Origin of the sequence: Bacillus sp. BS1807G30 (genome assembly GCF_040047675.1) — a bacterium.
GTDB classification, from domain to species: Bacteria; Bacillota; Bacilli; order Bacillales; family Bacillaceae; genus Bacillus; species Bacillus altitudinis.
This window is the reverse complement of the sequence record NZ_CP157353.1, coordinates 32,105-55,831: the sequence shown is the minus strand read 5'-3', so window position 1 is coordinate 55,831 and position 23,727 is coordinate 32,105. Positions and strand designations below refer to the sequence as shown.

The following is a 23,727-nucleotide window of genomic DNA, read 5'->3' as shown; positions in this document are numbered from 1 at the left end:
TTGATGGATCTGATGAATATTGGCTTTTGCCCCCAGCACACTCACTTTTTCAAGCAAAAAAGACCAGAGACACCCGAGGTATCCCTGATCATTTCTTTATCGTTGATTCTCTTCTTGAGCCATGTGCTGTTGAGCTAATTCAATGGCACGTTTGACCATATTTCCTGCGTCACGCGCACGAATCTCTCCCCAGCCTCCATTTTTGACGGTATCATAAAATCCAAGATCCTTCGCCAGCTCGTATTTGAACTCATCTGACATAATGCCTCGGCGTCTACCCAAACGAAACAGCCCCTTTGGTCGAGAATTCGAATCATTGCCACTCGTTTGTGGCTTTCTTATTTTGCATCGATTCCTGCCTTTTACCCCTTTCAAATAATGGACAGCCTCCCATACAGAAAAAAGGCAAAACAAAAAGCAGTAAACAAAAAGTTCACTGCCCATTAATAGGCGACTGAGCTAGCGGTATCATCGAACGTTAATTCGACCGTCTCAGTCAGTATATCTGCATAACTGTAAGAAACTCTTTCAAACGAATTCTCATCTTGATCTAATTGAATCACAAAAACAGAAGGGTACGTTTCAGCTAAAATGCCCGAACGCTCAATTGTTTTTCGGCGGCCTCCGTTAGCCTTTAACGTCAAACGTTTACCTAAGTTACCATCAAGCGATCTTTTGATGTCGGACAAAGTCTTCGCCATTGCATCCACCTCACTGAGATAATTATACAACAACGGCCCATTTTTGTCAAATAAAAATTAAATTATATCAACCAACACGAGCCATTGTCAACAAAATAATTTTGACAAACTTCTACCTTTTCTCCTCCCTATTTTTCTCAAATTCCGGTGAATTATGTATTCATATGAAATTTCTTTTTGAGCATAAAAAAAACCAGACTGAAATCAGTCGGGTTATGTCGATTCATGGTCTCTTTTATATGGCATACCTACCCTTAAAACACCCCTTGTTTCAATTCCTCCGAGACCTTTTTCTCTCGTCAGTGTATTTCGGAGCACATCCCACACGTTGATTCGATCTACAAATGGAGTGAAGCTGATCTTGGCAACAATATAGACGGGGTCAAGTGCATGAATGTTGACACGTGAGGGTGAGCTTGCAAAATTAGCACCTGCTTGAATTAATGATTCAAAATGAGATTGGCAGGCACCTGCAAAGATCACGAGCTGATCTAAATGCGGAACCTTTCTTCTTGCCTTTTGAACCGTTTCAACGAAATGACGAGAATGACGATATGCACCGATATCGTGTACACCGCCCTTTTGTTTAGAATACGCATCATGTCCTGTGATGACCAAAATATCAGGCCGATATTGATCAATTAATGAATCAATCATGCTTGGCATTTTCTTCTCGTGGCAATGCACACCATACACAGGTACACCGATTCTTTCATATACATCCAAGCATTTCTTTAAGTATGAAGCATCTCCATCTAAATGCAGAACCTTTCCGGGCATATGAAAATACTGCTCCTGATGCTGATATTGTCCAGACGTATAATACTCTTGTTTTTCACGAAGCAGCTGATAATCTTGCCTGAGTAAGTCGAGCGATTCGTTAATTTTCCGTTCATCGTCCTTCTCTCTTGTCAGCTGCTCCTCTTTTTGAATCAAGACCAAATCTGACATCTTCGCATCGGCAATCAGCCTCACTTCATTCCCATGCAAAATGGCGGTGGCTTCGTGCTGGTCTGTCTCATCAATTCGAATGATACGAAACATAATATCCATCTGATAGGATGCCCTCGTCACCATATCTCCTATTTGAAATTGCATGCTTTTCACTCCACAATCAGGCTCTTATCCTGTTGGTATCGTCTTACGCTACACTTGTTCTTCTTTCAGGTGTGTTGTTCTTTCTAGCCTATGCCTGAACAGGTGAAGTGGTGAAAACCAAAAGAAAAAAGCCCTTATGAAAGGGCTTTGTCTTCTTTTCAGCGTGATAGAAAACCTTTGCAGTCTAGGAAGGACGAGCACTGGAGCGGAGCGAATTTGGCATTCGTGAGCACCAGAGCGCAGGACTGACAAAGAATGCGAGGGTTTGTCTACACGCTGAAAAGCCCTTATGAAAGGGCTTTGTGTAAAACATTGGACAAACGGGCAAATTCATCGATTGACAATGATTCACCGCGGCGTTTCCCATCAACCTCAGCTGTTACAAGGGCTTCTTCAATGATGGCTTTATGTTTCTTGCCATCTGGCAGATTGTTCATCAAGTTATTCATCAATGTCTTCCGGCGCTGGCCAAAACTCGCACGAATCAGTTGAAAGAAAAACGTATCATTGTCTACTGAGACCGCAGGTGTTTCACGAACAGTTAGTTTGATCACGGCTGAATCCACATTTGGCTGTGGGACGAAAACCGTTTTCGGCACAACCATTACCGTCTTCGCTTCTGTATAAAATTGCACCGCAATCGACAAAGAGTTGTATTCTTTTGATGAAGGAACAGCAGCCATGCGATCTGCTACTTCTTTTTGCAGCATGACAACGATTCCTTTCAATGGAAGGTTTTCTTCAAGCAATTTCATAATAATTGGTGTCGTCACATAGTAAGGAAGGTTTGCTACGACCATTACTTCTTTACAGTCAGCAAACTGTTCTTCAATCACCTTTCTTACATCTGCCTTCAATACGTCTTGATGTATAATGGTGACATTATCGTATGGAGAAAGCGTATCGTTTAAAATCGGCAATAGGCGCTGGTCGATTTCAAAAGCCGTGACTTTCTTTGCCCGTTTAGCGAGCTGTTCAGTCAACGCACCGATACCAGGGCCAATTTCAATCACACCTGTCTCATCCGTAATCTCTGCATGATCGACAATGCGATCTAAAATATTCGTATCAATTAAAAAGTTTTGCCCTAAGCTCTTTTTAAAAGAGAAACCGTACTTCTTCAGTATTTCCTTCGTTCTGATGGGCGTCGCAATATCTTTATTCATCGGCTTCCTCCTGCATGACGGTCTTTAAGGCCGCAATAAAATCCTCTTTCGTTATTTGGAACATGTGAAGACGCTTTTGCAGCTGCTTCGCATTTGTATATCCTATATTTAAAAGCACACCTAATCGTTCGCGGCGGCGTTTTGATGCTTCGCCTCCGATAAGGCCTGCGTCAAATAAATCATCTAACGTAATCTCGCTTTCTGATTCTTCCATTTCCTCATGGACATGAGCAAGGCATGCTCGAATACTATCCAAGGAAGCATGCTCAACACCAATTCCTTTGTCCCGCTTCGCTTTCGCAAGGTGTTTTGGTAAAAAGGCGTGCTTACAGCCAGGGACAGCCTCTGCGATGGTTTTACGGATCTTTTCCCCAGGGAAATCAGGATCAGTTAAAATGATAACCCCCCTCGTCTCCTGAGCAAGACGCACTTGTTGAATGACTGTATCGCCAATGGCAGATCCATTCGTTTCAATCGTATCTGCATCAACTGCCATCTTTACTCTAGCAGTGTCGTCACGACCCTCCACCACAATGATTTCTTTGATTTTCATGTATTCCTCCGCTTGCAAAAACAATCTACATTTTTTTGTCAAAAAATGAAACCTTCCATGCTGTTTTTGCGTCTAATTAATTAGAAAACAGTGCTTCTATTATAACCAAAAAAACAGAGGGTGCGCAAAGCCCTCTGTTCATATAAATGATTTGATGTGTTTATTTGAGCACTCTAATTTTCACTCGTTTATTTCCCCATTGATAAGCTGCCGACTTACTTGGGACGAACACATCAATTTTATTCCCTTTTATAGCAGATCCAGTGTCTGATGCAACGGCATACCCATAGCCTTCCACATACACTTTAGAGCCCAGCGGAATGACACTCGGATCTACTGCTATGACCTTTGCATCTGGATTTGCTTTTAAATTAAAGCCTGTAGACGTTCTGCCCGTACATCCAGCACAGCTCGCTGTATAGGCTGTAGACGTCACATAGAACTCTTTTCCTGAAGATTCATTACTTCTTGAAACCGCAGGTGACGCTTTAGGTTCCTTCTTGGACACTTGTGTACCAACGGCCACTAAACGATCCTTGCTGTCTTTTGCAGTAACCTCTTTAATTAATTCTTTAGACACCACTTTGCCGTTTTCTTTCACAAGGGCATAGTGCTTCTTTAATTTACCTTCTTCACCTTTTTCAAGCACCTTCTCTTTTCCTTTTTCAAGAGATCGATCCTTTTTATGTTTGGTATCAAAAGCAATTTTCTCTTCCACTACATCGGTGACTTTTTCCACCCGAGTGATCTTCACATCTGCGCTTTTTTTAGAAAGGTGACTATGTAACGCAGGTTTGATCTTATCGTGCTTCTTGAGCTTCAGCTCTTGTTGCTTTAAAAAGTCAGCGACCGTAGTCGAAGTGGTCCACACTTTCTTATCCTTTCCTCCATCGTTTAAGCTGACCTGGAAGGCCTGCTGAACCACAAGATCCATATTCTTTTTAATCTTGTCATTCTTTCCTGGAGTTACTTGATCGTGCTTCCCAATATCTATCTTCTCATTCTTCAATAATGCTCCAACCGTCTGATCTGTTGTCCATATCGTTTTCTCTTTCCCATCTAGGGTGAGATGAACCGGTATAGCCGCATCATACACAATGTTCATGTTGTCTTGAATCTTTGTATTTAGACTTGGAGAGATATGATCCTCCGCCTTGGTCCTTATTCCAAGGTCTGAAAGCAGCTGTGCTACTGTCTCTTCATGTGTACGAATTGTCTTCTCTTTGCCATTGATTGAAATGGTAATAGACTGCTTAGTGAGCTCATGCGCACCGTAAGCCGTCCCAGTTCCAGCTAAAAGCAAGCAAGTGACTAGAAATAAAACCTTGCCTTTTCCTAGCTTGACAGAAAACAGATTTTTCATTTTTTGTACGATGAAAAACGCCTCCTTCTCCTCGGAGAGATTATATAGAGTATCTCAAAACCTGTCAACCCTTCCACCCACTGTACAAAAATGCTCGATTGTAAACCTATTATGGGAGATTTTTGGAAGTAAGGGAAGAAAGACTTATCGACAACTTATCCTATGAGGAGGCGCAAACGTGTAGAACTTTTTCGTTATGTTTCACAATTGGACAAGCTTAAACAAGGATTGACATCATATACTGTCAGTTTATACGGAAAACTTTTTTCGCATTTTCTGTTGTCAATGCAGCAAGCTCTTCAAAGCTTATTTCTCGCAATTCAGCAATTTGTTCTGCGATATATTTCACATAGCTCGGCTCATTTCGTTTCCCTCTAAATGGCGCTGGAGTTAAATACGGGCAGTCTGTCTCAATCAGAAGACGATCACTTGGAATATCCTTTACAACTTCTTTCGGTTTTTTCGCATTTTTAAATGTCACAGGTCCACCGAATGAGATATAAAAGTTCATTTCCATACACGCTTTTGCAATTTCGAGGCTGCCAGTAAAGCAGTGCATAATTCCTCCGACTTCTGCCGCTCCTTCTTCTTTTAAGATCGTCACTACATCTTCCGTAGCGTCACGGTTATGAATGATAATTGGCAGATTCACTTCTTTCGCAAGAGCAATTTGACGTCTAAAGACTTCTTTTTGCACATCTTTTGGCGACTTGTCCCAATAGTAATCTAGACCCATTTCTCCAATGGCAACAACCTTTTCATGTTGAGATAATTCTTTGATCCAAGCCAAATCTTCATCTGTCATATCAATGGCATCAACAGGATGCCAGCCGATGGCTGCATAAATAAAATCATATGCTTCAATTAGCTCCATCGCTCTCGTAATGGTTGCACGATCAAACCCGACCACCACAATCTTCTCTACCTTTTCACTTTTGGCTCTTTCAATCACCTGCTCTAAGTCTTCATTATATTGTTCAGCATTTAAGTGGGCATGTGTATCAAATAACATGGTTGATTGCTCCTTTCGACAATTCTTCTGAAAAACAAAAGGTGTTCGACGAAATGTTACACGTGGAACACCTTTGTTGAATTATAAAATTTTTGTTCCATTTGCTAGAGATTGATCTACTTCAAGAACCTGCAATTTACCACCAGTTTCTCCAGTTAAAATCATTCCCTGGGAAATTTCCCCTCTTAGTTTAACTGGTGTGAGATTCGCTACGCAGACGAGCTTCTTCCCTACCAATTCTTCTGGTTGATAGTGCTTGGCAATCCCTGAGACAATTTGTCTCTTTTCAAATCCAAAATCAAGCTGAAGCTTTAAGAGACGGTCAGCTTTTTTCACTGGTGCTGCTTCCAATACTTGTGCTACACGAAGGTCAACTTTCGAAAAATCATCGAAGGCGATTTCGGCACCCAGCTCAGGTAATTCAGTTTCTTCTATTTCAACTGTCTCTTCTTCTACCTTAGGCGCACTTCCCTGCATCTTCTCTTTAATGTATGCCACTTCTTCTTCAACCTCTAAACGAGGGAACAATGGCTCACCTTTTTGTACCGTCGCTTTTTGAATCGCACCGAAAGAAAGAATGCTTTCCCAACTTTTGAGTTTCTCTTCTTCAATTCCAAGCTGGAAGAAAATTTTCTCAGGTGTTTTTGTTAAGAATGGTGTTAACAATACAGCTGTGATTCGGAGTGATTCTGCTAAATGGTACATCACCGAATGCAGTTCTTTTCGTTTTGTTTCATCCTTTGCTAACACCCATGGAGCTGTTTGATCAATATATTTATTTGTTCTGCTGATTAATGTCCAAACATTTGAAAGAGCCACTGAGAATTCGAGGTTTTCCATCGCTTCTTCATAGGCTTTCACCGTTTGTTCAGCTACAGCTTTTAGTTCCTCATCAAACTCATTGACTGGTCCCTTATAGCTGCTTAATGTACCGTCGAAGTATTTTTGCACCATCGCCACTGTACGATTAAGCAAGTTTCCTAAATCATTGGCAAGGTCATAGTTTACACGTTCCACGAATCCTTCTGGTGTAAACACACCGTCTGCACCAAATGGTACTTCGCGTAGCAGATAATAACGAAGAGCATCAAGACCATAGCGATCAATTAACGTAACAGGATCTACTACGTTCCCTTTTGATTTAGACATTTTGCCATCTTTCATGAGCAGCCAGCCATGTGCAAAAATTTGTTTTGGCAACGGCAGATCAAGTGCCATAAGCATAATTGGCCAGTAAATTGTATGGAATCGTACAATTTCTTTCCCAACTAGGTGTACGTTGGCAGGCCAATATTTTTTATATTTTTCATCTTGATCGGTTCCGTAGCCAATCGCTGTTAAGTAGTTGAATAACGCATCAATCCATACATAGATGACGTGCTTCGGATTATTAGGTACTTTAATGCCCCAATCAAAAGTTGTTCTTGATACAGCTAAATCCTCTAACCCCGGTTTAATGAAGTTATTAATCATTTCATTCTTTCTTGATTCAGGCTGAATGAACGACGGGTTCTTTTCGTAATAGTCTAGTAAGCGATCAGCATACTTACTCATACGGAAAAAATATGATTCCTCTTTAATCAATTCAACAGGGTGTCCACTGTCTGGGCTTTTCCCTCCAATGACTTCCCCTTTCTCATTTCGCTCAACATCAACAAGCTGTGTTTCCGTATAGAATGTTTCATCAGGAATACTGTACCAGCCCTCATATTGATCTAAATAAATATCTCCTTGATCAAGCAGCTTTTGAAAGACTTGCTCAATGATTTTCGTATGTCTTTTTTCCGTTGTACGAATGAAATCATCGTTTGAAATGTCGAGTTTCTTCCATAATGATTTAATGTCAGCAACGACCGGATCTAAATACTCAATCGGTGTAATATTTTGTTCTTCAGCTTTTTGCTGAATTTTTTGTCCGTGCTCATCAGTACCCGTTAAATACATCACATCATAGCCTTGCAGACGTTTATAACGAGCCATGGCATCCCCTGCCACTGTCGTATAAGCATGTCCAATATGTAATTTTCCGCTCGGATAGTAAATTGGTGTAGTCAGATAAAACGTTTTTTTCTTTTCCGGCATGTCGGAACCTCCTGCTTGTGTGTAAATGTCAAAAACTCCCGCCCAATGGACGAGAGCGGTCATCATACTTCATTAAAATGTGTCAGATCATTTCATTATGTTTTGCACTTGTGCTTTCTCTATGATACCATCTTAGCCTTTAAGATCAAGCATATATACATAGAACAGAATGAAATGAATGAAAAAGATGAGTTTTTCGAAAAAAACGACAAACCGCTCGACATTTTGTCGAATATTGTCGTATGAAATCTATTTCCAGATTTACAATTGGCTAAATTAGGGCAAAAGTCTTGTTAATCTGTTATCGTCATTTTTCATATTTTTATAGATAAATTCTGAAAAATCCTTATACACCGGTAGTTTCAAGGTCCTTTGACTTTAAGAGTCATATTTTACAAACAATAGTAAACAAAATGATTGACGATTTATGGAAACCTTGTTATGCTAGGAATGTAAGGAATTTGTCGAATAATGACGAAGATAATATTATATTAAGAATAAGAACTTTTTGGGAGGAGAATGAAGATGAAATCTACAGGTATTGTACGTAAAGTTGACGAATTAGGACGCGTGGTGATTCCAATCGAGCTTCGCCGTACGTTAGGAATCGCAGAAAAAGACGCTTTGGAAATTTATGTTGATGATGAAAAAATTATCCTAAAAAAATATAAACCAAACATGACTTGCCAAGTAACAGGTGAAGTATCAGACGATAACCTTAAACTTGCTAATGGTAAATTAGTTCTTAGCCGTGAAGGTGCAGAGCAAATCATTAACGAAATCCAAAACCAACTTCAATCACAAAAATAAGTTTTATATAAAAAGGTTCTTGCACCGTTTGCAAGAACCTTTCTTTATTGTTCAATATGATACGCATCATAGATCGTCCGCTTTGGCACACCACGTTCGACCGCAGTACGTTTAATAGCCTCTTTTGACGTTAACCCTTCCTCTATGTAATGGATCACGTGCTCTTTTTCAGATAAAGAATTCCACCAAGCTTCTTCATTCAGTTCTTCTTCATCCTGATCATTTCCTTGTACGACGAGACAGAACTCACCACGGATTTGTTGTTCTGTCACCCAAGTCAGCGCGTATTCTAAATCTCCACGAATAAACTCTTCAAATTTCTTTGTCAGTTCTCTCGTAATGGCAATATTCCGGTTCCCCCACACTTCTTTTATCACAGTCAGCGTTTCTTTTAACCGATGGGGCGCTTCATAGAAAATAATTGTTTCTTGGCGTTTCTTCAATGCTTCCAGCTGTTTTTTCTTTTCCTTTTTTTGACGATCAAGAAAACCGTAAAAGAAAAATGGCTGTGGTGCGATTCCTGACGCAATAAGCGCCGTAAGTGCTGCGTTTGCACCAGGTAACGGAATGACATAGCCTCCGATGTTCGTAAAGTCGCGAACCACTTCGGCTCCTGGATCAGAGATCGTCGGTAAACCCGCATCGCTCACGAGTGCAATATTCTTTCCTTCTTTTAACCATTCGATTAACTTGTGACCACTGCTATCTTTGTTATGTTCATGATAACTCGTTAATGGGGTATCAATTTCATAGACATGACAAAGCTTTTTCGTTTGTCTCGTATCTTCTGCGGCAATATAGTCTACATCTTTTAACGTTTGTATCGCTCGAAATGTCATATCTTCTAAGTTTCCAATCGGGGTTGGTACGAGATAAAGAATACCCATTTCTGATTGACCATCAAAGCTTTTCTGTGTCTTTTTCATGTGCCGCCTCCTTTTTGATTCGCTTTTCTTCTATATACATGTCCTTTTTTCGACGTGTCCATGTTTTGAAACGATATTCCTGTTGCATGGCTTCTCTTTTGGTTGAAAAACATTCGTGATAATAAAGTTCCACCGGTCGTCTGGCTCTCGTATACTTTGCACCCTTCCCACTATTATGGGCAGTCAGCCTTTTTTGTAAATCATTTGTATACCCAGCGTACAAACTACCATCTGCACATTTCAATACATAGAAATAATGACTATGCTTCTCCATACAGTATCGTCCTGATTTCTTTTGTATACTCTTGGTCTTCTCCATAAACAAAAAGCGGCGGGAGAATTTTCAAATCCGGCTTTCCATCTTTCATGCCTTCCACTAAAATGGTATTCGCTTCTTTTCCTTGTTTCGGATATACAAATTGAATTCGTTTTGGCTCAATTCGGTATTTCTTCATCATTTCAACAATCTCAAGCAGCCGTCCAGGACGGTGAACCATTGCCAGTTTGCCTCCTTGCTTTAGCAAAGTGGAAGAAACACGAATGACATCTTCTAATGTACAATGAATCTCATGACGTGCGATCGCCAAATACTCATTTTCATTGATTTCATCCTTAGAAGGAGTCTTAAAATATGGCGGATTACAAGTAATCACGTCTACTTTGTGGTTTCCGTACCGTTTAGGCATATCATTTAAATCACCATGGATCAACTCAATCTGCTGCTCCAGTTGATTATGCGCCACACTTCTCTTTGCCATATCATATAGGCGTTCTTGAATTTCAACCCCTGTAATAGAGGCTTTAGATCTCGTCGAAAGCAGCAATGGAACGATGCCATTTCCCGTACAAAGATCAATAATCTCCCCTTTTTGAATCGGCACATACGCAAATTTTGCTAATAACACTGCATCCAATGAAAAGGCGAACACCGTTTTACTTTGAATAATTTTCATATCTTCTGCAAGCAAGTAGTCTAAACGTTCATCTTCTCTTAACGAAACCATGATGTATCCTTTCTTTTCCTGTGAAAAAGGCTCCCGATTCAGCGGAAGCCTTTTCTCATTTTTTATTTAAAAATGACAGACAGAACAAACAGTCTCCCTCTTTCCGAATGCTCCCATAATGTACATTACAAATATGGAAGCCCTCCTGATATAAACGAGCTAGGTTATCATGACCTTCTCCTATATCAGAATGACTTGGCTTCTGGGCAGAATCATGCTCTGCCTCAGACGATTTATCTCGATCGGATTGATCCAGACGTTCACGCAAGTGCTGATTCTCCATCTGCAGCTGATGATTTTCTTCAATCACTTCACCGATATGATTTTTCAAATCACCTAGCTGGCGATAAAGAGAACCGATTTGTTCTTCTAAATTAATCACCGTATCAAATAGTTCCTTTTTATCCAAGGTGGCACACCTCGTTACTCAGTTGTTTGTGCAGATACAACGCCTTCTTGTAATAATTCTTCCCAAGTATATTCTATCACTTTTTCTTGCCCGGTTAATTCAACTTGCAAAATTCGTTCTAAAATATTAAGCCCTACTACCTTTGCAGAGCCATTAGACGTCTGAATCGTTTCACCGATGTCCGGTAATTGTTCTTTTGCTGTTTCGTACTCATCATTCTCATATTTCAAGCAGCACATTAAACGGCCGCAAAGCCCTGAAATTTTGGTAGGGTTTAACGAGAGGTTTTGATCTTTTGCCATTTTAATGGACACAGGTTCAAAATCTCCTAAGAAAGTTGAACAGCAAAGCATACGTCCACACGGACCAATGCCGCCTAGCATTTTTGCCTCGTCTCTTACACCGATTTGACGAAGTTCAATTCTCGTCTTAAAAATAGATGCAAGATCCTTGACCAGCTCACGGAAATCTACTCTGCCATCCGCTGTAAAATAGAAGATGACCTTGTTGCGGTCGAATGTAAATTCGACATCGACCAGCTTCATTTCCAGGCCGTGTTCACTTACTTTCTGAAGACATGTGTCAAAGGCTGCCATCGCTGCTTCTTTGTTCTCCTCAACGATGAGCCGGTCTCGTTCGTCTGCGACGCGAATCACCTTACGCAAAGGGAGAACCACATCGTGTTCATCTACTTTTTTATTGGCGATGACCACTTGCCCGTACTCAACACCTCTAACCGTTTCTACAATGACACAACTATCATTTTCTATATGAAATCCATTAGGATCGAAATAATAGATTTTGCCCGCTTTTTTAAAGCGAACACCAATTACGTTGTACAAGCTTATCCCTCCTGCAACATCAACACCAATTGCTCCATTAGCCCTTGGGCATTCACGTTGGATTGAAGTCTCTTTTTCGCTTCTAATACAGCAAGGATCTGATTCGTCACCATCTGCTGTGTGGAATGCAGCGCGTGCTGCTTCATTGTCTGGAATAAGTCTTGATAAATGACTTTATCTTCATTTCCTATTTGAATCGACAATACATCACGATATATAAATAAAAGCATATCAAGACCAGTTTCTTGAAGGTCTTTCTCTTTGAAAAAAGGCATCCATTGATCTTGTATATAAAAAAATGCATGTTCTTTTCGCTGGTGTAAGACTTCATACAATTTTATCACTTTCGCTCTAGACTCTGCAAACTGATCATTTCGACTTAATTCGAGTGCTTCTGCTAAATTATTGGTTAAATTCGACAAAAGCCTTGCGAGGTCCTGAGACACGCCTTCTTGTAAAAGCTGCTGCTCCAAAGATTGCGGCTGCAGCGGCTGAAAGCTAAGCATCTGACATCTTGAAATAATCGTATCCAGCATTTTATGCGATTGTTCAGTGATTAAAACTGCCATCGTTTCCCGGTTGGGCTCCTCTAGGAACTTTAATAAACTGTTCGCAGCATTGACCGTCATTTTGTCCGCATGGAGAATGATATACATTTTCCGATGCGATTCTACGCCTGCTTTTGTAAATTCCTCCTGCAAAGCCTGCACTTGCGCCTTCTTAATTGATTGACCGTCAGGCTGCACTAGATGTAAATCTGGATGGTTGCCAGACTGAATTCTTTTGCAGTTTTGACAGGACTCGCATGGTTTCACTCCTGCTTCCAAACAAAAAAAGCTCTTCGCTAAAAGCATCGCAGCATCTAGCTTTCCGGTCCCTTTTTTTCCTTCAAATAAGTAAGCATGAGCCAGTCGGTCTTTATCAATACTATTAAAAATCAGCCGCATGACGCGCGGCTGCAACTCATTCATGTCATCCCAGCTAATTGCCATGTTATCACTCTCTATGTGTAAAGGTTAATCAATAAACCTTTTATTTCTCCAATACGTTCAAGTAAATCAATCGAGGGTTTCTCCTGATTCATCATATCCTCTGTTAACTCAATCAGCTTTTCATCTAATGCTTTGACTAAAGCGAGTGTTCGTGTGTTGCCATAAATGTCAAAGCTCCTTGATGTCTCTATATTTAATCCATTATCGACTGTTTCTTTTACAAAGCGTTTCACAAGTCCTTTAAACCTAGCCAAATCTTTAAGGTTTCGTGACTTTGTCAGTTTCTTGCCGAAGACTTCGATATCGCTCAGCATGACTGTCAGCTGCTCTAAACGCATTTTACCACTTTGTGTCTCCATCGATGATTTAAACGATGCTGAAGTTTGGCTTCCTTTCATCGCTTGAAGTTCACGCTTTTCTAAAAGCAGCCGCATATCTTGATTAATTTTCACAGCAACCCATCCTTAAAATTGATGAAATTGTTCAACTGGCAGAATAAAGACGGTAGCTCCACCAACTTCAACCTCAACAGGGTATGGTACATATGAATCTGCATTTCCACCCATTGGTGATACAGGCGCGATCATTTGATCACGTTTACGGCAATTTTCCTTGATTAGCTGTAACGCTTTATCCACTCGGACATCATCACAACCAATGATAAAAGTCGTATTCCCAGACTTTAAAAATCCACCAGTCGAAGCTAATTTTGTCACGCCGAATTGATGTTCGGTCAATATTTTCAATAACTTGCTGCTATCTTGATCCTGTACAACGGCAACAATTAATTTCATTTGATTGGCCTCCTTCATTTTAGGCACAGGTGACATGCCGATGTCTTCCTCTATATTATAACAACGATTGGGAATGAGGTCATATTTGATTTTTCTTTAATGTGTCCTGAATCAGCTGAAACACTTCATTAAAGACATCCTGAACAGGCTGAGACGCATCTACTACACGGAATCGTTCTGGTGATTGCGCAATAAGCTGCTCATATCCTTCTCTGACCATTTGATGAAAATTCAGTGTTTCCATGTCTAATCGATTTTTTTCTCTTCCTTGATTGGCATCAATTCGCTTTAGACCTTCCTCTGGTGTAATGGAAAAGTAAATGGTCATTTGCGGCATCGTGCCATTAATGGCAAAATCATTAATGGATTTGACTTCTTCAATCCCAAGCCCTCTCGCATAGCCCTGATAAGCAAGGGAGCTGTCTACAAAACGATCACATAAAACAGTTTCCCCCCGCTTCAATGCCGGTTCTACTTTCTCAGCCAAATGCTGCCTTCTAGCTGCTGCATAAAGCAATGCCTCTGTTTTTGCGTCCATTTTTGTATTTTTTTCATTTAAAATGACTTCACGAATTTGCTCTGCAATATCAATGCCTCCGGGCTCACGTGTCGCCATCACTGCATAGCCTTGACGTTCCATTTCTTCGTACACTTTTCGAATCACTGTCGTTTTTCCAGCACCCTCTGGCCCTTCAAACGTAATAAACATACCGCTCATAGTGTCTCCTCTTCTATATAAACATATAATTTTCTCTGGTGAATCACCTGACTTGCTTGCACATGAACTTGATGCCCAAGCAAACGGCTTAACGTCTCAACTTGATCTGATTCAATAGGTTCTCCTTTGATCATCAAAGGAATGCCAGGCGGATAGGGAATGACCGATTCTGCACTAATCCGGCCAGCTGCTTTTTCGAATGGAACAGCTTCTACATCTCGCTTTTGCTGATCGTGCTCTAAGAAGAGCGATCCCGTTTGAGGCTCTTTTTTTATAAGCAATGAATCACTTTGCTGAAGAGCCTGCTCTATAGCTGTAAAAGGAACGTCCTTTGTCTGTCCTAGACCAAAAACGAGTAAGACTTGATGTTCATCCGCAAGTTCTGGGTGAACCTCCACCGACTCAAGCACCTTTTTTAGTTCATAGCCTGTCAGCCCTTTTGTTGAACGAATGACACATTTTAATGGATCCATAGGTAAAGAGTCAGACTCAACCACTTCGAGATTGGAGATCATATTGAACTGTGCTTTCAGATTTGCCAAGTCTCTCATGATTTCGTCCATTAACCCTTTTCCCTTCAACTCCTCCACATAAGCTCTCGCCACATCTAACGAAGCCATAATTGGATAGGAAGGTGAACTGCTTTGAAGCATCGTTAATAACGTCTTTATCCGCTTCACATCAATTCGGTCTCCTTGAAGATGAAGATAAGACCCCATCGTCATTGCCGGAAGGGTTTTATGTGCTGATTGTACCACCACGTCTGCTCCATAGGAAAGGGCAGATGGAGGAAAGGCACCGCCTAATACAAAATGAGCACCATGTGCCTCATCAACTAATACAATGATGCCAGCTTCATGACACATTTGAATGAGCCCTGATAAATCCGCTGCATGTCCGTAGTAGTTCGGATATGTCAAAACGATTGCCCGGCAGTTAGGATGTGTCGCCATAGCTTGTTTGACTGTTTCCTCCGTCACATGAGTTGGGACGTGCAAGTACGGATCACTCTCAGTTTCTAACATAATAGGCGTCGCTCCCGCAAGCTCAATCGCATGGAACACAGACTTATGACAATTTCGCTGAACGAAAATGCCCCCCCCAGCCTGACACGCAGACATCACCATTGCCAAATTGCCAACGGTTGTGCCATTCACAAGGAAAAAACTTTGTTTAGCTCCATATAGCTTTGCCAATAAATCCTCTGCCTCTTGAATCACCCCAGTCGGATGGTGAAGATCATCTAGACCTTCAAGTTCTGTCACATCCAGCTGAAGAATGGATGCATAATAGGACCGTGCCTCATCAAAAAAGACATCTCCATTGTGATGTCCCGGAACGTGAAAAGAATAGGGCTTCTTTTCCGCATGTTGTGATAATGCTGTATATAAAGGTGTTTTCAAACAAATCGACCCTTTTCACTTAAACGATATCTTATATCTATTATAACGTTCAAACAAGTGAACTGAAAGATGGATTCTCATTCCTTTATTGGTTTATGATTCACCAGCTTCTGCTCTGCCTCATACATGCTGCTTTTTAATTGAGCTCGTTCTTGGCTCCCATGTTCTTTTACCTGCAACGTTTCTTGCAATGTTTCGGCCAATTGGCGCTGAACCTTTTTCAACGTATCTATAGGCGTTAAGGATGCATCTTCAAGAAGCTGTCCTTGCTGCTTCGATACCTGTTCATATGTTTGCTGGATACGCTGCTCAAGCGCTGAATTGGCTCGCTGCTGAATATGATTGAACGCAATCGACATTTGGTTGATCCATAAAGGAATTGATGCGGAAACAGTTGATTGAATATGATTGGCTAATGTATGGTTTGTATGCTGAATCATTCGAATTTGGGCATTACATTGCAGTGCAATTTGACGGCTCAACAGCAAATCATACTTCCGTTCTTTTAATCTCTCCATATATTCTTCTTCATCGACTTCCCGATTCATCAATTGCTCCTCTAATGTCCGATCATGTGACTGTGTTGATTCTGTTAGGGCATGTCGCTCTAACAGCGTCAATTTTGCTTCAACTGCTGCAACCTGTAACGTCATCTCTTGAAAGTATGATTGATTTTCTTCAAATAAACGCTCCAATAACTTATGGTCCGAAATTAACACGCCTCTGGCGTAACGAAGCCTTGCTGACAATCTCTCTATCTGTGCTTCTGCTTGTTTAAAACGAGATATGATCTCCTGAGTAGAACGCTTTTCTCGCTGAAACAACCTTAAAAAAAAGCCTCGCTTCTTTGGCAATAAATCCTCTGGCTCCACTAAATGCAGTTGCTGCAAAAAAGCTTCTAGAACGTCTCCGATTTGGTCAATATCTTTTTTCTCCACATATTGCATCATTTGTTTTGATTGTTCTAACAATCGTTCCTGCACACGTGTGCCATAGAAAAGCAGTTTTTGTGGATGGTCAGGGATCTTCTCAGCTCGCTGTAGCGCCTCCTGCTTTTCCTCATCAGATAAGGTATCAAACACCCGAAACGGAAGATCTGTAGTAGATGGGGCTGTTGGTATGACTGGATCTTCTGGTTTCATCGAGTTTGACTCCTTTCATATCTATTTTTTAATCATTTTATCGGCCACTTCAAGTTCAATATGAAGTGCTTCTATATCTCTTCCTAAAACTTGCTGTAAATCAATCGTTAATTGCTTTTGCAGTTCAGTCAGCGTGACTCGAGTTTGGCTTAATGTCATTTCAAGCTCATGGCTACGATTCGGCTGATTATACAGCAGTGCATATTTCTCAGTTAATTCAACAACAGAATCCAAACTCTCAAAATAAAACCGCTGTGCATCATAAAACCGGTTCGGTTCCTTTTTTGTTATCGTATAGATGCGTCGTGCAAGCCGAAGAATTTCATAATTATGCTTGATCGTCTGTACGTTCTTCACAGCAAATAAAGCTTTCTTCAAACGAACCAGCTTTTGCCCGGCTTCTTTTAAATGCTGTTTAATATATACATAATCACTGCGAGACAGTCCGTGTTTCTTCAAAAACAACTGGAAGGCAGCCCATCGGCTTCCTGCAAACATCACACCCCACCCAATCATCGCATACAGTATCGACAATCCAACATGATGATGGAAAACACCAATACTGACAGTTAAAATCACCAGCGAAAAAAGAGTAGAGAGAACGGCCCATACAAATGTGTAAAAAATTGATTTCATGTTCATCGACTCCTATGAATAATCAGGCTCTCTGTTTATCTTATTATTTATTACGGTTGATGTCCAAACTAAGTTCCAAAAAACAGGTCCAATCCCCGATTGCCCATAAAAAAAGACCATCTAATGGTCTATGAATACAAAGGCGGCGTATGAAGATTTTTAAGCTTTCTTACATAATCAGCATAACTAGGATCCGAGGTTGATGTAGAAATTAACTTTCGTTCACAATCTCGGCATAAAAACTGATGATATAAATAAATTCCCTTTGTTTTTTTCTCTTCACAAATCAAACAAATTGCTTCTCGCTCTTTTTTGCTCATTGTGACACCTCCACTTATAGCTTCAGTATGCCCTAGCGCTTTCAATTGTATACAAAATTAAGAATGTTTTAGATGATAGTTTAGTATATGTATCCATGCCAGATCGAGTGTTTGTTCCTTTTTTAAAATACAAAAAAGACCAGTTCCGATTGGAACTGATCCTTTGAAAAGCTTGGCGGCGTCCTACTCTCACAGGGGGAAACCCCCAACTACCATCGGCGCTGAAGAGCTTAACTTCCGTGTTCGGTATGGGAACGGGTGTGACCTCTTCGCTATCGCCACCAAACCTGATGGAGAGAATGTTCTCTCAAAACTAGATAACAACGTTCATGCTTCACATTAGAATATAGGTTAAGTCCTCGATCTATTAGTATCTGTCAGCTCCACGTGTCACCACGCTTCCACCTCAGACCTATCAACCTGATCATCTTTCAGGGATCTTACTTCCTTGCGGAATGGGAAATCTCATCTTGAGGGGGGCTTCATGCTTAGATGCTTTCAGCACTTATCCCGTCCGCACATAGCTACCCAGCGATGCCCTTGGCAGAACAACTGGTACACCAGCGGTGCGTCCATCCCGGTCCTCTCGTACTAAGGACAGCTCCTCTCAAATTTCCTGCGCCCGCGACGGATAGGGACCGAACTGTCTCACGACGTTCTGAACCCAGCTCGCGTACCGCTTTAATGGGCGAACAGCCCAACCCTTGGGACCGACTACAGCCCCAGGATGCGATGAGCCGACATCGAGGTGCCAAACCTCCCCGTCGATGTGGACTCTTGGGGGAGATAAGCCTGTTATCCCCGGGGTAGCTTTTATCCGTTGAGCGATGGCCCTTCCATGCGGAACCACCGGATCACTAAGCCCGACTTTCGTCCCTGCTCGACTTGTAGGTCTCGCAGTCAAGCTCCCTTGTGCCTTTACACTCTGCGAATGATTTCCAACCATTCTGAGGGAACCTTTGGGCGCCTCCGTTACATTTTAGGAGGCGACCGCCCCAGTCAAACTGCCCACCTGACACTGTCTCCCTGCCCGATAAGGGCAGCGGGTTAGAAGGTCAATACAGCCAGGGTAGTATCCCACCGATGCCTCCACCGAAGCTAGCGCTCCGGTTTCCAAGGCTCCTACCTATCCTGTACAAGCTGTACCAACATTCAATATCAGGCTGCAGTAAAGCTCCACGGGGTCTTTCCGTCCTGTCGCGGGTAACCTGCATCTTCACAGGTACTATAATTTCACCGAGTCTCTCGTTGAGACAGTGCCCAGATCGTTGCGCCTTTCGTGCGGGTCGGAACTTACCCGACAAGGAATTTCGCTACCTTAGGACCGTTATAGTTACGGCCGCCGTTTACTGGGGCTTCAATTCGCACCTTCGCTTACGCTAAGCGCTCCTCTTAACCTTCCAGCACCGGGCAGGCGTCAGCCCCTATACTTCGCCTTACGGCTTCGCAGAGACCTGTGTTTTTGCTAAACAGTCGCCTGGGCCTATTCACTGCGGCTTCTCGGGGCTTTAACACCCTAAGAAGCACCCCTTCTCCCGAAGTTACGGGGTCATTTTGCCGAGTTCCTTAACGAGAGTTCTCTCGATCACCTTAGGATTCTCTCCTCGCCTACCTGTGTCGGTTTGCGGTACGGGCACCTCTCACCTCGCTAGAGGCTTTTCTTGGCAGTGTGGAATCAGGAACTTCGCTACTAAATTTCGCTCGCCATCACAGCTCAGCCTTCACGGGAAACGGATTTGCCTATTTCCCAGCCTAACTGCTTGGACGCGGATATCCAATACCGCGCTTACCCTATCCTCCTGCGTCCCCCCATTGCTCAAATGGTGAGGAGGTGGTACAGGAATATCAACCTGTTGTCCATCGCCTACGCCTTTCGGCCTCGGCTTAGGTCCCGACTAACCCTGAGCGGACGAGCCTTCCTCAGGAAACCTTAGGCATTCGGTGGACGGGATTCTCACCCGTCTTTCGCTACTCATACCGGCATTCTCACTTCTAAGCGCTCCACCAGTCCTTCCGGTCTGACTTCACTGCACTTAGAACGCTCTCCTACCACTGTTCGTAAGAACAGTCCGCAGCTTCGGTGATACGTTTAGCCCCGGTACATTTTCGGCGCAGAGTCACTCGACCAGTGAGCTATTACGCACTCTTTAAATGGTGGCTGCTTCTAAGCCAACATCCTGGTTGTCTAAGCAACTCCACATCCTTTTCCACTTAACGTATACTTTGGGACCTTAGCTGGCGGTCTGGGCTGTTTCCCTTTCGACTACGGATCTTATCACTCGCAGTCTGACTCCCAAGGATAAGTCATCGGCATTCGGAGTTTGACTGAATTCGGTAACCCGGTAGGGGCCCCTAGTCCAATCAGTGCTCTACCTCCGAGACTCTTACCTTGAGGCTAGCCCTAAAGCTATTTCGGAGAGAACCAGCTATCTCCAGGTTCGATTGGCATTTCACCCCTACCCACACCTCATCCCCGCACTTTTCAACGTGCGTGGGTTCGGGCCTCCATTCAGTGTTACCTGAACTTCACCCTGGACATGGGTAGATCACCTGGTTTCGGGTCTACGACCACGTACTCATGCGCCCTATTCAGACTCGCTTTCGCTGCGGCTCCGCATCTTCTGCTTAACCTTGCACGGGATCGTAACTCGCCGGTTCATTCTACAAAAGGCACGCCATCACCCGTTAACGGGCTCTGACTACTTGTAGGCACACGGTTTCAGGATCTATTTCACTCCCCTTCCGGGGTGCTTTTCACCTTTCCCTCACGGTACTGGTTCACTATCGGTCACTAGGGAGTATTTAGCCTTGGGAGATGGTCCTCCCGGATTCCGACGGAATTTCACGTGTTCCGCCGTACTCAGGATCCACTCTGGAGAGAACAACATTTCAGTTACAGGGCTGTTACCTTCTTTGGCGGGCCTTTCCAGACCTCTTCGCTTATATCGTTCCTTTGTAACTCCGTATAGAGTGTCCTACAACCCCAAGAGGCAAGCCTCTTGGTTTGGGCTGTTCCCGTTTCGCTCGCCGCTACTCAGGGAATCGCATTTGCTTTCTCTTCCTCCGGGTACTTAGATGTTTCAGTTCCCCGGGTATGCCTTCTCATACTCTATGTATTCAAGTATGGATACTACTCCATTACGAGCAGTGGGTTTCCCCATTCGGAAATCTCCGGATCAAAGCTTGCTTACAGCTCCCCGAAGCATATCGGTGTTCGTCCCGTCCTTCATCGGCTCCTAGTGCCAAGGCATCCACCGTGCGCCCTTTCTAACTTAACCATTTCTTACTTTAGAAAGAATCACTATGTGTGATGAACTTTGCATTGCATTCAATGTGAATGTATTACTTATTGTTATCTAGTTTTCAAAGAACACGTTGGTGGAGCCTAGCGGGATCGAACCGCTGACCTCCTGCGTGCAAGGCAGGCGCTCTCCCAGCTGAGCTAAGGCCCCGATTTAATAGAAGATGGTGGGCCTGAGTGGACTCGAACCACCGACCTCACGCTTATCAGGCGTGCGCTCTAACCAGCTGAGCTACAGGCCCATCTTTCATATCGAAGATATGATGTTGTAGGATCTTTTGCAAGTTCCTTCAAAACTAAACAAGACGAAAAACGTACGCTGCTCCATATATCCTTAGAAAGGAGGTGATCCAGCCGCACCTTCCGATACGGCTACCTTGTTACGACTTCACCCCAATCATCTGCCCCACCTTCGGCGGCTGGCTCCATAAAGGTTACCTCACCGACTTCGGGTGTTGCAAACTCTCGTGGTGTGACGGGCGGTGTGTACAAGGCCCGGGAACGTATTCACCGCGGCATGCTGATCCGCGATTACTAGCGATTCCAGCTTCACGCAGTCGAGTTGCAGACTGCGATCCGAACTGAGAACAGATTTGTGGGATTGGCTAAACCTTGCGGTCTCGCAGCCCTTTGTTCTGTCCATTGTAGCACGTGTGTAGCCCAGGTCATAAGGGGCATGATGATTTGACGTCATCCCCACCTTCCTCCGGTTTGTCACCGGCAGTCACCTTAGAGTGCCCAACTGAATGCTGGCAACTAAGATCAAGGGTTGCGCTCGTTGCGGGACTTAACCCAACATCTCACGACACGAGCTGACGACAACCATGCACCACCTGTCACTCTGTCCCCGAAGGGAAAGCCCTATCTCTAGGGTTGTCAGAGGATGTCAAGACCTGGTAAGGTTCTTCGCGTTGCTTCGAATTAAACCACATGCTCCACCGCTTGTGCGGGCCCCCGTCAATTCCTTTGAGTTTCAGTCTTGCGACCGTACTCCCCAGGCGGAGTGCTTAATGCGTTAGCTGCAGCACTAAGGGGCGGAAACCCCCTAACACTTAGCACTCATCGTTTACGGCGTGGACTACCAGGGTATCTAATCCTGTTCGCTCCCCACGCTTTCGCTCCTCAGCGTCAGTTACAGACCAGAGAGTCGCCTTCGCCACTGGTGTTCCTCCACATCTCTACGCATTTCACCGCTACACGTGGAATTCCACTCTCCTCTTCTGCACTCAAGTTTCCCAGTTTCCAATGACCCTCCCCGGTTGAGCCGGGGGCTTTCACATCAGACTTAAGAAACCGCCTGCGAGCCCTTTACGCCCAATAATTCCGGACAACGCTTGCCACCTACGTATTACCGCGGCTGCTGGCACGTAGTTAGCCGTGGCTTTCTGGTTAGGTACCGTCAAGGTGCAAGCAGTTACTCTTGCACTTGTTCTTCCCTAACAACAGAGCTTTACGATCCGAAAACCTTCATCACTCACGCGGCGTTGCTCCGTCAGACTTTCGTCCATTGCGGAAGATTCCCTACTGCTGCCTCCCGTAGGAGTCTGGGCCGTGTCTCAGTCCCAGTGTGGCCGATCACCCTCTCAGGTCGGCTACGCATCGTCGCCTTGGTGAGCCGTTACCTCACCAACTAGCTAATGCGCCGCGGGTCCATCTGTAAGTGACAGCCGAAACCGTCTTTCATCCTTGAACCATGCGGTTCAAGGAACTATCCGGTATTAGCTCCGGTTTCCCGGAGTTATCCCAGTCTTACAGGCAGGTTACCCACGTGTTACTCACCCGTCCGCCGCTAACATCCGGGAGCAAGCTCCCTTCTGTCCGCTCGACTTGCATGTATTAGGCACGCCGCCAGCGTTCGTCCTGAGCCAGGATCAAACTCTCCGAAAAAGTTCAAAACCGAAGTTTTGTTTTTCGCCAGTTTGACTGACTACCTATGAAGTATCATAGGATTTTTTATAAAAACTCGAATTAACAGGTACGTTTTGTCTTGTTTAGTTTTCAAAGAACTTGTTTACCGCTTCAGAAGCGACTAGAACATCTTATCACGTCCAAGTTGTTAGTGTCAACAACTTTTTTGTTATTATGTTTTTTCGTTTCTTCGTCATCAGCGACGTATATTAATTTACCACCATATATAATCAAAGTCAACAATATTTTGCATTAAATAATAAACTTTTCAATTACGACTAAAGCTGCTACACCTGGAATGCCCAACAAACCACTAATTCCACTCGTTACAGGGTTAATGGAAACATGAAGCCCTAAACTCTCACCGAATAAATTGAGACAAAATAAAAAAAGAGCACCTGCGACAAACTTAACTCCAATAAGCCCTAACCATTTGAATGGATTCGCTTGAACACCTGACATAAACAACAATAAAACAGCTAACAAAATTGAACCAATCACAATAACAGGTTCCATAATCCTCTCATCTCCTCTTCATATGAATAGT

23 protein-coding genes, 2 tRNA genes and 3 rRNA genes are annotated in these 23,727 nt (G+C 43.2%); 1 reads left to right on the top strand and 27 read right to left on the bottom strand.

Features of this window, described 5'->3' with window-relative positions:
• Positions 1-96: 96 nt before the first annotated feature.
• The 8 genes from ABG082_RS00295 to metG all read right to left on the bottom strand — a co-directional run bounded on the left by ABG082_RS00295 (position 97) and on the right by metG (position 7,975).
• Positions 97-282, bottom strand: coding sequence for a small, acid-soluble spore protein, alpha/beta type (locus ABG082_RS00295; RefSeq protein ID WP_017366434.1), 186 nt, complete (start codon positions 280-282; stop codon positions 97-99).
• Positions 283-443: 161 nt separating this feature from the next.
• Positions 444-701, bottom strand: coding sequence for a Veg family protein (locus ABG082_RS00290; RefSeq protein ID WP_003217979.1), 258 nt, complete (start codon positions 699-701; stop codon positions 444-446).
• Positions 702-914: 213 nt separating this feature from the next.
• Positions 915-1,799, bottom strand: coding sequence for a sporulation peptidase YabG (gene yabG, locus ABG082_RS00285; RefSeq protein WP_007496216.1), 885 nt, complete (start codon positions 1,797-1,799; stop codon positions 915-917).
• 287 nt (positions 1,800-2,086) lie between these two features.
• A complete protein-coding gene (gene rsmA / locus ABG082_RS00280; protein WP_008341873.1) occupies positions 2,087-2,965 on the bottom strand; it encodes a 16S rRNA (adenine(1518)-N(6)/adenine(1519)-N(6))-dimethyltransferase RsmA in 879 nt (292 codons plus the stop codon).
• On the bottom strand, positions 2,958-3,518 hold the full coding sequence (gene rnmV / locus ABG082_RS00275; RefSeq protein ID WP_041091579.1) for a ribonuclease M5: 561 nt from the start codon (positions 3,516-3,518) through the stop codon (positions 2,958-2,960). Before rnmV ends, rsmA begins: the two co-directional genes overlap by 8 nt.
• Before the next feature lie 160 nt (positions 3,519-3,678).
• Positions 3,679-4,881: a G5 and 3D domain-containing protein gene (locus ABG082_RS00270; RefSeq protein ID WP_272512064.1), complete on the bottom strand. Its 1,203-nt coding sequence runs from the start codon at positions 4,879-4,881 to the stop codon at positions 3,679-3,681.
• Between the two features lie 244 nt (positions 4,882-5,125).
• Complete coding sequence (locus tag ABG082_RS00265; RefSeq protein ID WP_348936422.1) at positions 5,126-5,893, bottom strand: TatD family hydrolase; 768 nt, start codon at positions 5,891-5,893, stop codon at positions 5,126-5,128.
• Positions 5,894-5,974: 81 nt separating this feature from the next.
• Entirely contained in the window at positions 5,975-7,975 is a 2,001-nt protein-coding gene (gene metG, locus ABG082_RS00260) for a methionine--tRNA ligase (protein WP_008341884.1), read from the bottom strand.
• Between the two features lie 519 nt (positions 7,976-8,494).
• Here metG and ABG082_RS00255 point away from each other — a divergent pair.
• Positions 8,495-8,785 (top strand): AbrB/MazE/SpoVT family DNA-binding domain-containing protein, encoded by a 291-nt coding sequence (locus ABG082_RS00255; RefSeq protein ID WP_087975202.1) that lies wholly within the window; start codon positions 8,495-8,497, stop codon positions 8,783-8,785.
• Between the two features lie 44 nt (positions 8,786-8,829).
• Here ABG082_RS00255 and rsmI read toward each other — a convergent pair whose 3' ends face one another.
• The 19 genes from rsmI to ABG082_RS00160 all read right to left on the bottom strand — a co-directional run bounded on the left by rsmI (position 8,830) and on the right by ABG082_RS00160 (position 23,696).
• The gene (rsmI, locus tag ABG082_RS00250) at positions 8,830-9,711 is read right to left on the bottom strand and encodes a 16S rRNA (cytidine(1402)-2'-O)-methyltransferase (protein ID WP_317328423.1); all 882 of its coding nucleotides are present in this window, start codon (positions 9,709-9,711) and stop codon (positions 8,830-8,832) included.
• The gene (locus tag ABG082_RS00245; RefSeq protein WP_017359327.1) at positions 9,686-9,985 is read right to left on the bottom strand and encodes a GIY-YIG nuclease family protein; all 300 of its coding nucleotides are present in this window, start codon (positions 9,983-9,985) and stop codon (positions 9,686-9,688) included. Before ABG082_RS00245 ends, rsmI begins: the two co-directional genes overlap by 26 nt.
• Positions 9,972-10,715, bottom strand: a complete 744-nt coding sequence (locus ABG082_RS00240; protein ID WP_046527641.1) for a tRNA1(Val) (adenine(37)-N6)-methyltransferase — start codon at positions 10,713-10,715, stop codon at positions 9,972-9,974. The genes ABG082_RS00245 and ABG082_RS00240 overlap by 14 nt, the downstream gene beginning before the upstream one ends.
• A 55-nt stretch (positions 10,716-10,770) precedes the next feature.
• A complete protein-coding gene (yabA, locus tag ABG082_RS00235; protein ID WP_007496228.1) occupies positions 10,771-11,124 on the bottom strand; it encodes a DNA replication initiation control protein YabA in 354 nt (117 codons plus the stop codon).
• Positions 11,125-11,138: 14 nt separating this feature from the next.
• Positions 11,139-11,966, bottom strand: a complete 828-nt coding sequence (locus tag ABG082_RS00230; protein WP_007496230.1) for a stage 0 sporulation family protein — start codon at positions 11,964-11,966, stop codon at positions 11,139-11,141.
• Between the two features lie 2 nt (positions 11,967-11,968).
• Complete coding sequence (gene holB, locus ABG082_RS00225) at positions 11,969-12,958, bottom strand: DNA polymerase III subunit delta' (RefSeq protein WP_007496231.1); 990 nt, start codon at positions 12,956-12,958, stop codon at positions 11,969-11,971.
• Between the two features lie 11 nt (positions 12,959-12,969).
• Positions 12,970-13,410 (bottom strand): YaaR family protein, encoded by a 441-nt coding sequence (locus ABG082_RS00220; protein WP_008341898.1) that lies wholly within the window; start codon positions 13,408-13,410, stop codon positions 12,970-12,972.
• Between the two features lie 12 nt (positions 13,411-13,422).
• Positions 13,423-13,752: a cyclic-di-AMP receptor gene (locus ABG082_RS00215; protein WP_012008640.1), complete on the bottom strand. Its 330-nt coding sequence runs from the start codon at positions 13,750-13,752 to the stop codon at positions 13,423-13,425.
• A gap of 79 nt (positions 13,753-13,831) precedes the next feature.
• On the bottom strand, positions 13,832-14,470 hold the full coding sequence (tmk, locus tag ABG082_RS00210) for a dTMP kinase (protein WP_041091583.1): 639 nt from the start codon (positions 14,468-14,470) through the stop codon (positions 13,832-13,834).
• Positions 14,467-15,873 carry an aminotransferase class I/II-fold pyridoxal phosphate-dependent enzyme gene (locus ABG082_RS00205; protein ID WP_348936421.1) on the bottom strand — a complete coding sequence of 469 codons (1,407 nt, stop codon included), beginning with the start codon at positions 15,871-15,873 and terminating at the stop codon, positions 14,467-14,469. The genes tmk and ABG082_RS00205 overlap by 4 nt, the downstream gene beginning before the upstream one ends.
• A 77-nt stretch (positions 15,874-15,950) precedes the next feature.
• Positions 15,951-17,015, bottom strand: coding sequence for a toxic anion resistance protein (locus ABG082_RS00200; RefSeq protein ID WP_250027120.1), 1,065 nt, complete (start codon positions 17,013-17,015; stop codon positions 15,951-15,953).
• 21 nt (positions 17,016-17,036) lie between these two features.
• Positions 17,037-17,651 carry a 5-bromo-4-chloroindolyl phosphate hydrolysis family protein gene (locus ABG082_RS00195; RefSeq protein ID WP_046342403.1) on the bottom strand — a complete coding sequence of 205 codons (615 nt, stop codon included), beginning with the start codon at positions 17,649-17,651 and terminating at the stop codon, positions 17,037-17,039.
• Positions 17,652-17,779: 128 nt separating this feature from the next.
• Complete coding sequence (locus ABG082_RS00190; protein ID WP_017359334.1) at positions 17,780-17,971, bottom strand: sigma factor G inhibitor Gin; 192 nt, start codon at positions 17,969-17,971, stop codon at positions 17,780-17,782.
• 170 nt (positions 17,972-18,141) lie between these two features.
• A 5S ribosomal RNA gene (rrf, locus tag ABG082_RS00185) occupies positions 18,142-18,257 on the bottom strand.
• 61 nt (positions 18,258-18,318) lie between these two features.
• Positions 18,319-21,249 (bottom strand): 23S ribosomal RNA (locus ABG082_RS00180).
• A gap of 98 nt (positions 21,250-21,347) precedes the next feature.
• Positions 21,348-21,423 (bottom strand) — tRNA-Ala (locus ABG082_RS00175).
• Between the two features lie 14 nt (positions 21,424-21,437).
• Positions 21,438-21,514, bottom strand: a tRNA-Ile gene (locus ABG082_RS00170).
• A gap of 96 nt (positions 21,515-21,610) precedes the next feature.
• Positions 21,611-23,159: ribosomal RNA gene (locus tag ABG082_RS00165) — 16S ribosomal RNA — on the bottom strand.
• The 16S, 23S and 5S rRNA genes sit together here with 2 tRNA genes alongside, the layout of an rRNA operon.
• 273 nt (positions 23,160-23,432) lie before the next feature.
• The gene (locus tag ABG082_RS00160; protein WP_008342006.1) at positions 23,433-23,696 is read right to left on the bottom strand and encodes a pro-sigmaK processing inhibitor BofA family protein; all 264 of its coding nucleotides are present in this window, start codon (positions 23,694-23,696) and stop codon (positions 23,433-23,435) included.
• Positions 23,697-23,727: the final 31 nt, after the last annotated feature.